Below are 15,890 nucleotides of genomic sequence, written 5' to 3' on the forward strand. Positions count from 1 at the left end.
TCGCCGTGCACGTGACACCACCCACCTTCGAGCACCACCGCGAACCCTTGGGCATCGGCGAGCCCGCTCCCCGGCTGAGCTGGCGCACGGTCACCGACACCGAGGACTGGCGGCAAGCCGCCCACCAGGTGGAGGTCACCACCGCCGACGGCACGGTCCTCGCCGACACCGGCCGCGTGGAGTCCGCCGAGTCCGTCCTCGTCCCCTGGCCGGGCCCGCGCCTCGGCTCCCGCGAACGAGTCGGTGTACGTGCACGCGTCTGGGGCGAGGGAGAGGCCGAACCGTCACCCTGGTCGGTGACCGCGTACGCCGAAACCGGCCTCCTGGTGCCGGCCGACTGGACGGCCCGCCCCGTCACCCCCGACCACACCGCCACCGACAAACCGCTGCCCGTAGCCCTGCTCCGCCGCGACTTCTCCCTCACCGGTTCCGTCGCCTCGGCCCGGCTCTACATCACCGCGTACGGCGTCTACACCGCCGAGATCAACGGTGAACCCGTCGGCGACCACGTCCTGGCCCCCGGCTGGACCTCCTACCGACACCGCCTGCGCTACCAGACCTTCGACGTCACCCCACTGCTCCGCACCGGCGACAACACCATCGGAGCACTGCTCGGCGAGGGTTGGTACACGGGACGTCTGGGCTTCCACGGCGGCAGCCGCAACATCTACGGCGAACACCGCGCGCTGCTGGCCCAGTTGGAGATCGTGTACGCCGACGGCACGACGGAGACCATCCGCACCGACGAACAATGGCGTACGACCACGAGTCCCGTGCTGCGTTCGGAGATCTACGACGGCGAGGTCTACGACGCGCGGCGGGAGCGACCGGGATGGTCGACGCCGGGGCAAGACACGTCGGGCTGGGCACTCGTTCGCGAACTACCTTTCCCGCACGCCGAGTTGGTGGCACCGACGGGTCCTCCCGTGCGACGCACCCAGACCGTCGCTCCGGTCTCCGTCATCACGACTCCCTCCGGGAAGACCGTCCTGGACTTCGGACAGAACCTCGTCGGCCGACTGCGCATCCGCGTCTCGGGTCCCGTCGGCCACGAAGTGACCCTGCGCCACGCCGAGGTGCTGGAGGACGGCGAACTGAGCACCCGCCCGCTGCGGTTCGCCGCTGCCACGGACACCTACATCCTGCGCGGCGAAGGTGCGGAGGCAAGGGAAGGTGCGGAGGCAGAGGAAGGCGCGGCGACCGGGAATGGCCCGGGGTCGGACACAGGCGTCGAGACCTACGAACCGCACTTCACCTTCCACGGCTTCAGATACGCCGAGATCGGGAACTGGCCCGGCCCGCTCGACCCCGCCGACGTCGAAGCGGTCGTGCTGCACACCGACATGGCCCGTACCGGCTGGTTCGAGTGCTCCGACCCGCTGGTCGGCCAACTGCACGAGAACGTCGTACAGAGCATGCGTGGCAATTTCCTCGACGTCCCCACGGACTGTCCGCAGCGCGACGAGCGCATGGGCTGGACCGGTGACATCCAGGTCTTCGCGCCCACCGCGTCCTTCCTCCACGACTGCTCCGGCATGCTGACCGGCTGGCTGCGCGACCTGTCGGCGGAGCAGTTGGAGCGACCGGACGGCGTGCCGCCCCTTGTCGTCCCCGATGTGCTGCCCCCGGACACCTTCCAGAGCGTAGGGGCGCAGGCAGTGTGGGCCGATGTCGCGGTGCTCCTGCCGTGGACCCTGTACCAGCGCTTCGGGGATCTGGAGGTGCTGCGCACCCAGTACCCGAGCATGCGGGCCTGGGGTGAGGCCACGATCCGGTTCACCGCCGAGGGCGACGGGCTGTGGCGGCAGGACTTCCAACTCGGCGACTGGCTGGACCCGCAGGCCCCACCGGACCGTCCGGGCGAGGCGCGGACCGATGGCGACCTCGTCGCCAACGCGTATGTGATCCGCTCCGCGGAGGTACTCGCCGAGGTCGCCGAACTTCTTGACGCCGACGGGCGCTTGGACGGGAAGGGAGATGCCGTCCGCTTCCGTGCGCACGCACAGGCGGTACGTGAGCGATTCGCCGACCACTTCGTCACGCCGGACGGCCTGCTGTCCTCGGACAGTCAGACCGCGTACGCCCTGGCGATCGCGTTCTCGTTGCTGCCCACGGAGCGTCAACGGCGGGGCGCGGCCGAGCGGTTGGCGCAGATCGTGCGTCGCGCGTCCTTCCGTATCGCCACCGGCTTCACGGGTACGCCGCTGATCTGCGACGCGCTGTGCGCGGCGGGCGAACCTCAACTCGCCTACCGCATGCTCCTGGAGAAGGACTGCCCGTCGTGGCTGTACCCGGTGACCATGGGCGCCACCACCGTCTGGGAGCGCTGGGACTCGATGCTGCCCGACGGCACCGTCAACCCCGGCGAGATGACCTCCTTCAACCACTACGCGCTCGGTGCCGTCGCCGACTGGCTGCACCGCACGGTCGCGGGCCTCGCCGCCGCCGCACCCGGCTGGCGACGGTTGCGCATCGCCCCGGTCCCCGGTGGCGATCTGACCTGGGCGAGAGCGGCCCACGACACTCCGTACGGCAGGGCCGAGGCGGGTTGGCGCATCGAGGGCGCTGCGGCGGACACCCTCGTCGTGGAGACCTTGGTTCCCCCGGGCGTCCGGGCCGAGGTCCACCTTCCCGACGGCAGTGCCCCGTTCGAGATCGGCTCGGGGCGCCACACGTTCCGGTGCCCCTGCGCCGCTCCTGCCTGAGCCCCCTCCCCCACACGGCCGCCGCGCCAGGCAGGCAAAGCCGGTGACCTGCGAGTTCCGCTCTTAATCTGTCTTGTGAATCGTCCGGACACACTGGACTCAGGTGGCGGCCCGATCTTCGCCCCCGGCACAGAAGCGAGAGAGCGTGATGTCGATGGCACGGCGCAAGCCTGAGGTCCTCGTGGTGGACGACGACCAGGGCGTCCGCCAGGCCCTGCGGCTCGGGCTGTCCGTCGAGGGCTTCGACGTCCGGGAGGCCGGCACGGGCGAGTCCGCGCTGGAGGCGGTCGCCGATCGGCTGCCCTCGGTGGTCCTGCTCGACGTGGTCATGCCCGGCCTCGGCGGGGTGGAGGCGGTCCGCCGGTTGCGGCAGCAGGGGCGGACCATCCCGGTGTGCATGCTCTCCGCTCGCGACGAGGTCGACGACCGGGTCGCGGGACTGGCGGCCGGCGCCGACGACTACGTGGTCAAGCCGTTCTCGGTGGTGGAGCTCGCCGCGCGGCTGCACGCGCTGGTCCGCCTCCACGAGACCAGCCATGAACGCCCTCTCGTTTTGGGTGACCTCGCCATCGAGCCCGTCCGCCGCGAGGCCACTCGCGCCGGGCGCGAACTGGGGCTGACCACGAGGGAGTTCGACCTCCTGATGGCACTGGCCCAGCGACCTGGACAGGTGTTGAGCCGGACCCAACTGCTGGAGCAGGTGTGGGGTTACACCTGGGACGTGGACACCAACGTGGTCGATGTCTTCGTCGGCTATCTGCGCAAGAAGCTGGAGGCCGGCGGCGAGCAGCGGATCCTGCGCACGGTGCGCGGCGTCGGATTCGCGCTGCGGCCATGAGGCTCCCCCTACCGCGCAGCCTGCGCTCACAGATCACCGCGAGCGTCGCGCTCCTGGTCGTGGTGGTGGTCGCCCTGGCCGGTCTGATCATCGTCGACCGGATCGACCACCGCGATCGCACCGACGTCGACCGGCAGCTGACCGTGCGCGCGGAGAAGGCCCAGGGAGACGCGTACAAGCTGCTCTCCCAAGGCGACGGCGCGGGAGGCGACGACTACGGCGGGCTGCTGGCCGGCAGTCAGTCGCTGGTCCGCCTGATCTCCGGCGGCAAGATCATCGACTCGCGGGGCGATCAGCCCGGCGCGGACATCCCCGTCCCCGTCGCCGACGGCCTGAGCACCGTGCAAGTCGGCGGCCAGTCCTGGCGTTCCCTGGTGGAGCCGGTCGACACGACCGGCGACGGCACCGACGATGCGCACATCCAGGTGCTCCAGGACCTCGACCCGATCGAGCAGCGGCTCGCCGACAACACGCGCATCGTCGCCGGCGTGGCCGCCCTGGCCACCCTGGTAGCGGGCGGTGGCGTCTGGCTGATCACCCGCGTGATCCTGCAACCGCTCCAGCGGCTGCGCACCGGTGCCCAGCACATCCGCCCCACGGACACCTCCCGGCTGCTGCCCCAGGTCAGGCGGCCCCAGGAGGTGGCCGACCTGTCCGCCTCCCTCAACCGCATGCTGGGTCAGCTCCAGACCAGCATGCAGGCCACCCGCCGCTTCACCGCGGACGCCGGTCACGAGCTGCGCACCCCGCTGACCACGCTCGGCATGAACTTGGAGACACTCCAACGCAACCCCCAACTCCCCGCCGCCCAGCGCCAGGAGGCCCTCGACGCCATGGCCGTCGAGCACCGCCGGATCACCGCTCTGCTGGAGGGCCTTCAGATCCTCGCCCGCGGTGACGCCCACGCGCTGCCACCGCGGGCCGCGGTGGATCTCCCCGCGCTGCTGGACGAGGCGGTACGGCACGCCCGTAACCGCCACCCGGGCACGGCCTACGCCCTTCACATCGCCGCCTCGGAACCGGTCCCCCATGTGGAGGGCTGGCCCGCCGGGCTGCGGCTGGCCGTGGACAACCTGCTCAACAACGCCGCCCTCCATGGACGCCGGCCGCACGGCCAGGTCCATGTCTCCCTCACCTGGGACGCCGACTCCGCGCACATCACCGTCTCCGACAACGGCCCCGGCATTCCCGCCGACCGACGTGAGGCCGTCAAGGCACGGTTCGCCCGCGGGCCCCATCCCCACAGTCACGGCTCCGGCCTGGGCCTGGCCCTCGTTCAGCAGCAGGCCGAACTCCATGGCGGCGCACTCACGTTGGGCGACGCACCCGGCGGCGGACTGATGGCGACGCTTTCGGTGCAGAGCGGGCGGACCGGGCCGTAAGAGGAATGGAGTGCGGCGGATCAGGCCTCGCGCAGGAGCCAGCCGATCCGCAGTTCCTCCGCACCCGGCCGGAACACCCGCAGGAGCTCGGCGCGTTCGGGGTCGTCCTCGGGGAGGTTGGCGGCGAGAAGGGCTTGCGCGGCGAGTGTCTGGGGCCGGGCACCGAGCGCGCCGCGCAGGTGAAGTGAGCGGCGCAGCATGGCCGTCCGCTCGGCGGGCTCCTTGTGCACCGCGAGGTGCCGGATGACGTAGGACTCGAGGTAGCCGTCACCGGTCTTCGTCGCGACCTCGAGAGACGTCTCGTAGAGCGGGAGGGCGCCGGCCCGGTCCTCGTCGATGTTGTCCAGCAGGACCGCCCAGTGGAACTCGGCCCAGGCGCGCGTCTTCTCGTCGCCGCTCTCGACCGCCGCACGATAACCGGCCTCGGCCACGGCTCGGTCGTCGGGGCGAGGGCCGCGCCGGAACAGCAGGCGGCTGTAGGCCAGTCGCCCGGTGAGCAGGTGTCGGGTCGGCGACGCGGGGTCGAGCGCCTCGACCGCCTTCTCGGCCTCCTCGTGCCCCTCGATCCGGAAGAACCAGCGATCGACGGCGATCTCCGCGCGCAGCTCGGGCTCGGTGTCCGGGCCCAGGGCGGCGAGCGCGGCGTCCCACTCCCCGAGCACGTACAGACGGCGGGCCACGTAGGTGTCATCAGCTACCATGGCGCCTACATTAGGAAGCGACGATGTAGGTGGTCAAGTGCAATACGGTGACTACGTCGGCAACGTGGTGCGGTTGGCCGTGGAGCTGGCCAATACCGGAACCCTCGACCAACACGGGGAACTGGCCGCCACGTTCTTCGCGGAGCACGAGATCACTCCGCCGCCGGGCGGCGACTACGGCGAGCTGCCGGACCTCGTGCGCACGGCCCTGGCGCAGTCGGTCGACGGCGCTGCCCCCGACGCCGTGCACCGCCTGCTGCGCGACTATCCGCCGGAGATGCACCTGTCCGACCACGACGGCCTCGGCGGCTGGCACATCCACTTCAGCCGCAACGGCACCCCGGCCGAGCGCTGGGCCGGCCAGCTGATCGCCGCCCAGCTCGCCCTGGTCGCGGCCGGGGACCCGACGGTGACACTGGGACGCTGCGCGGCAGCCGGGTGCGAGAACTACTTCGTGGACCAGTCCCGGAACCGGACACGTCGCTTCTGCTCCAACGCCTGCGCTAGCCGGACGACGGTCGCGGCTCATCGGGCACGGGTGGCGAAGAGCTCGTAGCGGAGTCTGGTGCGGAGAACACCATCGGCAGGCGATCGCGCAACCGAGGGGATGCCTGAACACCGACACCGCCGGGAGCTTAAGGTCCCGTCCATGACGAGGACCACGCCACCGCGCCCGCTCGATGTCGAGGCGCTCTTCCCGGAACTGGCCGCCTACCGAGGTACGACCACCCGGCTGCACCCGCGGCCGGGGAAACCGGACGTGTCCGCCAGTTCCGTGGGCGGGCCGATGCTGTGGCCGGCGGACGAGCCGTGGCCGGTGTGCGACGAGTCCCACGCCCGGGCACATGGCCGTCGGATCGCGGACATCCGCCGGGAGCGCGAGATGCTGGCGGCCGCGTGGGCCGACGAGCAGTTCACCGGGTTCACCCAGGAACAACAGCGATTCCTGGAGGAGTTGGACCGCCACCACCGCATCCCGGAGGCAGACGCGTCGGATCCGCTGCCGATGATCGGGGTCGCCCAGTTGTACCGCCGGGATGTCCCCGACCTGCCGGCGGGCCCGAACGGCTGCGACCTGCTCCAGGTCTTCTGGTGTCCCTTCGACGTACACGGCGCGGGCAGCTTCGACATGGTGCTGCACCTGCGCTGGCGCAGATCCGCAGAGGTCGGTGAGGTGCTCACCTCTCCGCCACAGCCGCAGGTGGTCGGCTACGACGGCTACGTTCCCGAGCCCTGCGAACTGCACCCCGAGCAGGTGGTCACCTACCCCTTCGCCGGGCTCCTCCCGCAAGAGCTGTGCGCCCGGATCGACGGCTGGGAGGAAGGCCTGGAGGCAGCCGCCGAACAGTCCAAGGACGAAGAACACCCCGAGCCGGTCGGATACCAGTACGACCTCTCCATCCCACCCGGCTGGCACGTCGGAGGATTCGCGTCCTGGCACACGACCGATCCGTACCCGATGGACTGCCTGACCTGCGCAACCCCCATGGAACTGCTGCTGACCATCGACACCTCCGAGTGGGACGGTGGCAGCGGCAGTTGGCAGCCGCTCGAAGAACGCGGCCTGCGCCCACACCCGTTCGCCAAACCCACGCAGATCCACGTGGGTCGCGACGGCGAACTCAACGTCTTCGCCTGCCCGGCCGATCCCGCACACCCGCACCGCTGGAGCCTCCAGTAGCACGTCCGGGGAACCGGGATCTCTCAGTTCCCCGGCTCGGTCTTGCCGAACCGGACACCTCGCGGCGCGCCCAGCAGTTCCGCGTAGACCCCACGCAGGGCGAGGAGCTCGTGATGGGTGCCGGATTCCGAGATCCGCCCCCGGTCGAGCACGACGATGCGGTCCGCCTCGGGAGCGAGTCGCAGATCGTGGGTGATCATCAAGGTGGTTCGGCCCGACATCAGGCGGCGCAGTGGAGCGATGATCCGGCGCGCGGCCAGAGCGTCCAGCCCGGTGGTGGGCTCGTCGAGGATCAGTACCGGGGCGTCGCGCAGCATCGCACGGGCGATCGCGATGCGTTGGAGCTGGCCGCCCGACAACTGGGCGGTGTGCGGGTCGATCCGTGTCTCGTAGCTCTCCGGAAGGGCGGTGATGAAGTCATGGGCGGCCGCGGCCCGCGCCGCCTGTTCGATCTCCTGGCCGCTGGATCCGGGGCGGCCGGAGGCGATGTTCTCGCGGATCGTGTCGTGCAGGATCAGGGTCTGCTGCGGCAACAGCGTGACCTGCTCGCGCAGGAAGGACAGCGCCACCTCGTCCAGGCGGACGCCGTCGAGAAGGACGCGTCCCTCGGCCGGGTCGTAGAAGCGTAGGAGCAGCTTGGCGATCGTCGACTTGCCGGCGCCGCTGGGACCGGTGACCACGACGAACTCGCCGGGCCAGGCGGTCAGCGACACCTCGCTGAGGGTCGCCGCGTCCTGTCCGGGATAGCGGAAACCCACCCGGTCCAGTCGCAGCGTGCCGTGGACCGGCCACGCCGGGACGGTCCGGTGCGGTGGCGGGTCGGCGACAGCGGGTTCGGAGTCGAGGATCTCCAGGAGCCGTTCGGCGCCCGCGGTGGCGGCGGTGACGGTCAGTCCGAGCTGGCCTAGACCGCGGAGCGGTGGATAGAGGTAGCCCAAGAACGCCGAGAACGACAGGAGTTGACCGAGCGTCATACGGTCCTGGGAGATCTCCCACGCGCCCAGTCCGATGACGCCGAGCACGCACAGCGTCTCGATGACCTCCACCAACTGCTCGTAGAGCTCGCTCATGCGCGCTCCGCTCACCGACGCCCGCAGCCACGCCCGAGCCTCCCGGCGGAGCCGATTCTCCTCGGCCGCCTTCCGGTTGTACGCCTGGGTCAGCACGACGTTCCCCAGCGCCTCCTCGACGACGGACGTCATCGCCCCGTCGGCGACACGCTCCTCGCGGGCGACGGACTTCAGCGGCCCGGAGAACCTCCTCACGGTCAGCCAGAGCACGGGCACGAGGACAAAGGTGGCGAGCGCCAGGTCCCAGCGCAGCCAGAGAGCGGCGGCCGAGAACAGGACGACATTGCAGACGGACGAAATGGTGCCGACGACCCCCGAGACGACCATCTCCTCAATGGCCTCCACGTCTCCCGTGAGCCGCTCGACCAGATCGCCCTGGCGATGCCGTTGAAAGAAGTCGGGCGGGAGATCCTGGACATGTCCGAAGACATGGGCGCGCAGCCGCATGACGAATCGCTCCGCGGTCCATACGGCGAGGGAGTTGCCGAGGTAACCGACCGTGGCCCCGACCAACGCCACGCCCAGCCACTTTCCCGCGGGCTCCCAGAAAGCGCCCAACGAGCCTTTCCGCAGGGCGTGGTCGGTGAGTTCACCGAAGAGCAGGATGGCGGCGGTCTCGCACAGGGCCGCGAGGGTGACACAGAGGCAGATCGCCGCCAGCCGGTGACGGTCGCCCTTCGTCAAAGGCCAGAAGCGGGCGAACGCCTGACGTGCTGTCAGGCCGACCGCCGGTGTCGTCGTCCTGCGGTGGCGGCCTTGGACCTGGGGTACCGGGCGCAACCGCAGCCGCATGGTCTGCCGGTCGTCGTACGAGGTCACCGTAGAGGACTTTCTTGAGGGGGTCTAAGAAATGTGCGGGTACGGAAAAGCGGGCCCGCGACTGAATATCGCGGGCCCGCTTCAACATCTCGCGTTACTTGACCGGGCGGGTCTTGCGCGGCTTCGCCGGCTTGGCGGGCTTGCCCTTCGCCGGCTTCGCGGGCTTGGTGGACTTGACCGGAACGACCTTCGTGAAAGCCACGATTCCTCCATGTGTGCAGCAGCTCGAGAGCTGCCTGGTTCCTTTTGCCGTAGCCGTTCGGCTGCGACACGGAAAACACTAGGAGGGGAAATTGAGGACAGTTTAAGAGGCGAAAGGCACGCCCCCGAACGGCACCCGGTCCCAGAACCAGTACAGGCTCACCACCACGATCGGTACGGTCAGCGCGGGCAGCACCCACCGGTGAACGGTGGTGCGGCGCAGGAGCAGCAGCAGCGGAAAGACCACGACGATGATCCCCAACTGCACCGCTTCGATGCCGACGTTGAAGCTCAGCAGCGACAACAACAGCTCCCAGGACCAGCTTTCGTCGATGCCGAGCGCCCCGGCGAAGCCGAGGCCGTGCACGAGGCCGAAGAGGAAGACCGTCGGCAGCCGCCAGCGTCCGCTTCCCTCGCGGTCGCGCAAGAGGATGCCGGCCAGGGCCACGACCGCGATGGACGCGGCGATGACGGGTTCCACGACCGCCGCCGGCACGTGCACCACACCGGTCGCCGCCAGCAGGAACGTGACGCTGTGCGCGGCGGTGAAGGCGGTCGCCGTCAGGAGGACCTCGCGCAGGGTCCGAGCGCCGATGAGCAGGGACAGCAGGAAGAGGATGTGATCCAGACCGAACAGCAGGTGTTCGGTGCCGAGCAAGAAGAACTCCGCGATCTGGTGGGACTCGTGGTGCCCGCCGGTCTCCACGGTCGGCGCGCCTGCCGTCAGCACCTGCGAGCCGCGTCGGCCGTCGAGGTCGTAGTGGACGATCGTGTGAGTGCTGTGAACGAAGCTCTCTGCATCGGGGAACAGGGCACTGGAGATCGCGTAATTGCCGTCGCCGTCCGGGCAGTTGTAGACCAGGCTGAGGACGGCGAACGGCTTGGTACCGCGGGTGCGGACATCGGCGTCGCGAGCCAGGCGGGGCGTGCAGGGCTTGTCGTCGTGGGTGAGGGCGAAGCGTGCGGTGACGTACTCGATCACCGCGTCGGCGTTCTTCTTGAGCTGCTGCCGCTGTGCGGGTCGGCCCTTCGCCTCATACGCCTCCGCGTACAGCCACGCCGACTTCATCAGCAGGTCGTATTCGAGTTCGAGCTCCGCCTGCACCATGGATCCGGCACCCCTCACCTCGACGTAAGCGGTCGAGGTGAGGTCGTGCGCGGCGGCCGGGGCCGGGTGGGCGAGGCCTGCGGTTAGCAGGGCCAGCAGGGCGCCCACGACGGTGAGGAGCGCGTGGCGCGCCCGCGAGGCGGGCGGGCGCGCCGGCGTCGGAGGTGCCGTCACGGCTGGCCCCCGGACGACGTGAACCACTCGTAGCCGGGTACGTCCGGCCCCCACATGCCGGGGCGGCCGTGGGCGTCCTTGGTGACGAAGACGCGCGGCTCGGAGGCGGTCACGCCGCCGCCGGTGGAGCGTGCCGTGACGAACCAGGCATGAGTCGTGCCGGGCCGGAGCCCCTTCCAGGTCACCGAGGCGACCTTGCCGGAGTCGACCTTGGCTCTGCCGATGACGCTCACGGGGTTGTACAGCGCGAGCGAGTCGGTCTGGAAGGTCGTTCTGCGGCTGCTGAGGTCGACGGGGAGGACCATGTTGTCCTCGGTGCCGTCGTACCGGTGCAGGGTGTCGTACTCGGTGGAGCCGAACTCGTCGAGCAGCGGCGAGTAGGTGTCCACGGTCAACTCGGCGCGTTTCACGTTGAATTGGAGCATCCGGAAGAAGCTCGCGCCGAACTGGAGTTGGGTGTCGGGCTGGTAGCCGCCGATCTCGGTGAGCCCGAGCCGGTCCGCGGAGACCGTGTAGAACTGGTAGTCCGCGAGCAGTTCGACGACGTCGTGCGCGACCTCGCCGACCCGCGGCTTCACGTTCGTCCCCACGCCGTGCTCGTGACCGGCGAGTATCAGGAACACGTTCGGGTTGTTCTGCACGACCGTCTTGTAGAGCATCGAGCCGTCCGGCGGGGAGAACGCGGCGCCGCGTCCGTCGGGGTTGTTGCTCGGGGCGAGGTAGTCGTGCGAGAGCAGGATGCCGTTGCGGTCGGGGTAGCGCTTGAAGACCGAGTCGGCCCATTCGGCCTCCTCGCGCGTCACGCCGTACGACAGGCCGACCACGACGAAGTCCAGGCCGCCGGCCGAGAACAGGTCGTAGTGGTTCTGGTTGTCGCCCGTGCGCCAGGGGCCGCCGTACTCGGCGTGCTCCCAGCCCTTGGACAGTGCCTCGTAGCGCTGGGGGCCGTAGTACTTGTTGTAGATGGCGTCCGGGCCGTTCTCGGTGCCCGACTGGTTGTCGTGGTTGCCCGCGATCACACCGTTGGGCACGCCCGCGTCGTCCAGGATCTTCTGCTGCTCGGACGACACCTCCATCTCGCCCACGACCTGCTTCTGGGTCGCCTCGTCGGCGGGCTTGCGGATGTTGTTCTCGATGATGTCGCCGGTGTGGGCGACATACGCGATCTTCCGCTGGTCCTTGTTGGCCACGATCCAGCGCGAGACATCGCCGTACGCCTTCTCCCACACGGCCCGCTCCTCGGGCGTCTCCTGCTCGACCGCGCCCTCCGAGAGGTACTGCGTGTCGGTGTAGTGGACGATCGAGAAGTCGTACGAGTCCGGGTCGGCGAAGGAGTTGGGGTCGCCGGCGTCGATGTCGTCGGCGAACGGGTCCTCGCCGGTGACCATGACGTGGATCTGCTTGTGGTCGATGTACGTGCGGTCGACGACGGTCGTCAGGACGGTCTCGCCGTCGGCCGCGCCGCGGGTACTGGTCAGGACGTCCCAGCGCTTGGCGGCGGTGTTCCACACGCGCAGGGCGGCGAGCCGCTCGGGGTCGATGACGCCTTCCCAGCGCAGGACCGGCGCGTCCACGTGGCCGTTCACCTCGACGTCGAAGCGCTGGAAGGTGACGTCCTCGGCGGCCGGCGCGTCGAGTGTCTTGCCGTCGGCGGGTTCGAGGCCGGCGGCCTTCACCCTGCGCTCGCCCCTGACCTTGAGGGTCGTGGGGACGGTCGGCGCGGTCCCCTGGTACACCCGGCCCGGGGTCAGGATCTCGGCCTCGGAGAAGGTCGCGCTGACCTTGCCGCCGTCCGGTTCGGCGACCCTGGCGGAGAGGGTGACGTTCTTGCCGGCGTCGGTCGTGCCGGACTTCGGGGTGAGATCGGCGGGGGTGTCAGGGATGCCGGCGGACCTGAACTTCACTTCCCTGGTACCGGAGTTGCCGAGGCTGTCCGTGCCGGACACCGACAGGGTGTGCTCGCCGGCCGAGAGGCCCGGGCCGATGGAGGCGCCGAGTTGGATCGGGTGGCCGTCGAGCTTGGCGTCGGGCCCGCTCACCACGCCGGACGGGTCGTCGATCCGGACGTCGAGGACGACCGTGGCGGTGATCTTCTGTCCGGCGGCCGGGGTGCTGGCGGTCACCCGGGGGGCCGAGTTGTCGGTGGCCAGGACGCGGGTCGCGGTCTTGCCGCTCTTCGAGGTCGCGGCCAGGGTGTGCGTACCGTCGTCGATCTTCTTGGTGTCGAGGTCGGCGCGCAGCCCCTGCGCCGGGCCCTCGACGAAGAACTCCAGGTCGACCTCCGTCAACGGATTGACGTTGTCACCGCAGTTGCCGTCGCCGAAGCTGTACGACCCCTTCAGCATCCGGCCCTCGGCGGTGCCGCTCGCCGGGGTGAGCGTGATGCCGGAGAGGGCGAAGTCGTCGTGGTTGTTGCCGCACGAGGTCGCGTAGGTGCCGGTGACGACGTCGACGGTGTTCCAGCCGGGAACGAGCCACTCGTTCGGCAGCGCCAGATCGACATGCTGGCTCACGAAGTCGCTGTCCAGGACGTGCTTCTGACCGTTGATCAGGAGGTAGTTCTGGTAGCGGGCCTCGATCGAGTTGCTGCCGACGGTGAAGCCGAGCGTCGCGTTGCCGGAGCCGAGCGTCTCGGTGACGGGCACGGCCGGAGCGTCGATCGTGTAGCGCAACTCCGCCTCACGCAGACGGGTGTCCGTGTTGCCGCAGGTGCCGTCGCCCATGGCGTACGTGTCGGCGATGTCGTGGCCGGTGACAGCGGCGCCGTCGAGGGTGAGGGCGAGGTGGGCGAGGTCGAAGTCGTCGCGGTTGTTGCCGCAGCTCTCCTTGTAGGGGCTGGTGACGACCTTGATGACGTTGTCGCCGGGCACCAGGAACCGTGCCGGGATGGCGATGTCGACGCGCTGGCTGACCCACGTGCCGCCCAGGTCGATGCGTTTGCCGTTGACGAGCAGGTAGTTGTCGTAGCGGTCGTCGATGGAGTTCGCGCCGACGTCGAAGGAGAAGGTGGCCGCGCCGTTGCCGAGGTGCGGGTCGGTGGCGGGCGCGCCACCGTCCACGGTCAGCGATTCGACGGAGCCGTCGGTGCCGGCCGGGAAGTTCGCGAACGCCGACTGACGGCCCGCCACGAGCGTGCCGTCCTTGGGCAGCAACCGCGGTGCTCCGGCGGGGGCGTTGTTGACCGACACCTTGTTCTTGACGGACTTGCCCGAGGTGGTGGTCGCGGACAGGGTGTGCTGTCCGTTGGTGAGCTTCGTGGAGTCGAGGTCGGCGGTGAGTCCGGTCGTGCCCTGCGGGTCGCCCAGCACGAAGAAACTGAGCGTCGCCTTCGTCAGCAGAGAGGTGTTGGAGCCGCAGCTGCCGTCACCGAAGGAATAGGTGTACTCGTTCTCCTCACCGTCCGCGACCTCGCCGAGCAGGTCCAGGCTGATGTCGGAGAGTACGAAGTCGTCGTAGTTGGTGCCGCAGGAACTGTCGACCGTACCGGCGAAGATCTCGATCCGATTCTCGCCCTTGACCAGCTTCTCGTTCGGGATCTCCAGTGTGCCGCGCTCGTTGACGAGATCGCCGACGTCGACCCGGTAATCACCGTTGACCAGCACGTAGTTGTGGTAGCGAGCCTCGGTCGAGTTCGAGCCGACGTCGAAACTCAGCCGGGACACACCGACCGTCCGCTCGGCGTCGATCGCCTTGCCGTCGACCGCGAGCTTCGTCACCGAGTCACCGGCGAGGGTCGGTACGGCCGCGACCTTCTGGGTGCCCTCCAAGTACGCCCCCTCGCCGGGGGTGAGCGTGGGCAGGCTCGTGGCCCCCGCCGACCTGTCCCGAGCCGAGGCACGCTCCTCCGGATCCGTGTCGGCGTACGCCGTCGTGAGATTGCCGCTCACGAGGAGCAGGGCGGTGAGGACCACTCCTACGAGCCGGTGGGTGCCATGCGGTCCGTATCCGCCGTGTGGCCGTCTGCGCCGTTGCGTTGGCCTCATCAGGTCGCCCTTCCTGATCGCTGCGAGGTGAGTGGCAAGGTGAAAGGCATGCCGACGAACCCCGCTGCACGACATGCCCATGGCAAATCGTGAGTGGCTCAGGTGAACACAGGTGAAGCAGCGGTGAAAGCTGAGGAGAAGGAGACTTCTGGTTGATACTGAGGCGGCTGCGGGGCCTCGGGTTCCAGCAGGTCAAGGTGTCAGACAGGAGAGGGTGTCGGCAGGTGGGCACGACGGAACGAGGACGCCCGGACGGACTGTTCGTGGGACTGTGCACGCTGGACGTCATCCAGCTCGTCGACCATGTGCCGTCCTCCAACGAGAAACTGACGGCCCGTGAACAGACCTTCGCAGCGGGCGGACCGGCGGCGAACGCGGCCGTGTCCTTCAGCCATCTCGGCGGCACGGCCGAGCTGTTGACCGCGATCGGCTCCCATCCTCTGGGTCTCGGAATCACGGCCGACCTGAACCGGATGGGCGTCACGGTCTCGGACCTGGCGTCCGACACGGTCCAGCCGCCCGCCGTCTCCTCCATCCTGGTGACCGCGTCCACCGGGGACCGCGCCGTCGCGTCGACCAACGCCACGGGCCACCGACTGGCCCCGCCGGATGATCCCGACGCGCTGGTGGCGGGCCGCGATGTCGTCGAGTTCGACGGTCATCACATGGAACTCGCGGTGGCCGTGGCCCGTGCGGCGCGGGCCGCCGGGTGTACGACGCTGCTGGACGGGGGCAGTTGGAAGGACGGCACGCCGGATCTGCTGCCGTGGATCGACGTGGCCGTCTGCTCGGCAGACTTCCACCCACCTGGCGCGGACACACCGGCGGACACCCTGCGGTTCCTGGGCGAGCACGGGGTCGCGTGGTCGGCGGTCAGCCGAGGTGGGCAACCGATCGCGTGGACGGGGCCCGAGGGCGGCGGGACGGTGGAGGTGCCTGCCGTCCGGGTGGCGGACACGTTGGGGGCCGGGGATGTGCTGCACGGAGCGCTTGCCTACTACCTCGCGGCTCGGGCCGGGGACGGGCGCCCGAGCCTGACGTCGGAGGGTTTCACGCAAGCACTCCGAGACGCGGCCGCGGTGGCCTCGCGGGCGTCCGCCTCCTTCGGGACGCGGGCCTGGATGCTGGACGACGACCGGGCAGAGACCGAGTCGGGCTGAGCCCCTCAACTCTCCTGACGGGGCTGCCGGTTGACTATAAAGCGACCAACACATCGGATCTATCGCTC

General features: G+C 69.5%; 10 protein-coding genes. 6 read left to right on the forward strand and 4 right to left on the reverse strand.

The features are described from left to right. Positions 1-5 precede the first annotated feature (5 nt). From ACWD5F_RS01640 to ACWD5F_RS01650, 3 genes are all read left to right on the forward strand, one after another. Positions 6-2,705, forward strand: coding sequence for a family 78 glycoside hydrolase catalytic domain (locus tag ACWD5F_RS01640; protein WP_451250040.1), 2,700 nt, complete (start codon positions 6-8; stop codon positions 2,703-2,705). Between the two features lie 148 nt (positions 2,706-2,853). After that, positions 2,854-3,543, forward strand: coding sequence for a response regulator transcription factor (locus ACWD5F_RS01645; RefSeq protein WP_451250042.1), 690 nt, complete (start codon positions 2,854-2,856; stop codon positions 3,541-3,543). Continuing rightward, the gene (locus ACWD5F_RS01650; protein WP_451250044.1) at positions 3,540-4,925 is read left to right on the forward strand and encodes a HAMP domain-containing sensor histidine kinase; all 1,386 of its coding nucleotides are present in this window, start codon (positions 3,540-3,542) and stop codon (positions 4,923-4,925) included. Before ACWD5F_RS01645 ends, ACWD5F_RS01650 begins: the two co-directional genes overlap by 4 nt. 20 nt (positions 4,926-4,945) lie before the next feature. Here the strand turns inward: ACWD5F_RS01650 and ACWD5F_RS01655 are convergent, their stop codons facing one another. Further along, on the reverse strand, positions 4,946-5,626 hold the full coding sequence (locus ACWD5F_RS01655; protein ID WP_451250046.1) for a hypothetical protein: 681 nt from the start codon (positions 5,624-5,626) through the stop codon (positions 4,946-4,948). 37 nt (positions 5,627-5,663) lie between these two features. On the opposite strand from ACWD5F_RS01655, the gene ACWD5F_RS01660 reads away from it, so the two are divergent. Both ACWD5F_RS01660 and ACWD5F_RS01665 read left to right on the forward strand, forming a co-directional pair. Beyond that, positions 5,664-6,182 carry a CGNR zinc finger domain-containing protein gene (locus tag ACWD5F_RS01660; RefSeq protein ID WP_451250047.1) on the forward strand — a complete coding sequence of 173 codons (519 nt, stop codon included), beginning with the start codon at positions 5,664-5,666 and terminating at the stop codon, positions 6,180-6,182. 93 nt (positions 6,183-6,275) lie between these two features. Then, positions 6,276-7,307 carry a hypothetical protein gene (locus ACWD5F_RS01665; RefSeq protein ID WP_451250049.1) on the forward strand — a complete coding sequence of 344 codons (1,032 nt, stop codon included), beginning with the start codon at positions 6,276-6,278 and terminating at the stop codon, positions 7,305-7,307. Between the two features lie 23 nt (positions 7,308-7,330). On the opposite strand, the gene ACWD5F_RS01670 is transcribed toward ACWD5F_RS01665, so the two are convergent. The 3 genes from ACWD5F_RS01670 to ACWD5F_RS01680 all read right to left on the reverse strand — a co-directional run bounded on the left by ACWD5F_RS01670 (position 7,331) and on the right by ACWD5F_RS01680 (position 14,662). After that, positions 7,331-9,169: an ABC transporter ATP-binding protein gene (locus tag ACWD5F_RS01670; RefSeq protein WP_451251006.1), complete on the reverse strand. Its 1,839-nt coding sequence runs from the start codon at positions 9,167-9,169 to the stop codon at positions 7,331-7,333. Positions 9,170-9,500: 331 nt separating this feature from the next. Beyond that, positions 9,501-10,679 (reverse strand): HupE/UreJ family protein, encoded by a 1,179-nt coding sequence (locus ACWD5F_RS01675; protein ID WP_451250051.1) that lies wholly within the window; start codon positions 10,677-10,679, stop codon positions 9,501-9,503. Next, complete coding sequence (locus tag ACWD5F_RS01680; protein ID WP_451250053.1) at positions 10,676-14,662, reverse strand: metallophosphoesterase; 3,987 nt, start codon at positions 14,660-14,662, stop codon at positions 10,676-10,678. Before ACWD5F_RS01680 ends, ACWD5F_RS01675 begins: the two co-directional genes overlap by 4 nt. Positions 14,663-14,886: 224 nt before the next feature. On the opposite strand from ACWD5F_RS01680, the gene ACWD5F_RS01685 reads away from it, so the two are divergent. Further along, on the forward strand, positions 14,887-15,822 hold the full coding sequence (locus tag ACWD5F_RS01685; protein WP_451250055.1) for a PfkB family carbohydrate kinase: 936 nt from the start codon (positions 14,887-14,889) through the stop codon (positions 15,820-15,822). Positions 15,823-15,890 lie beyond the last annotated feature (68 nt).

The organism is Streptomyces sp. NPDC002499 (assembly GCF_053595415.1).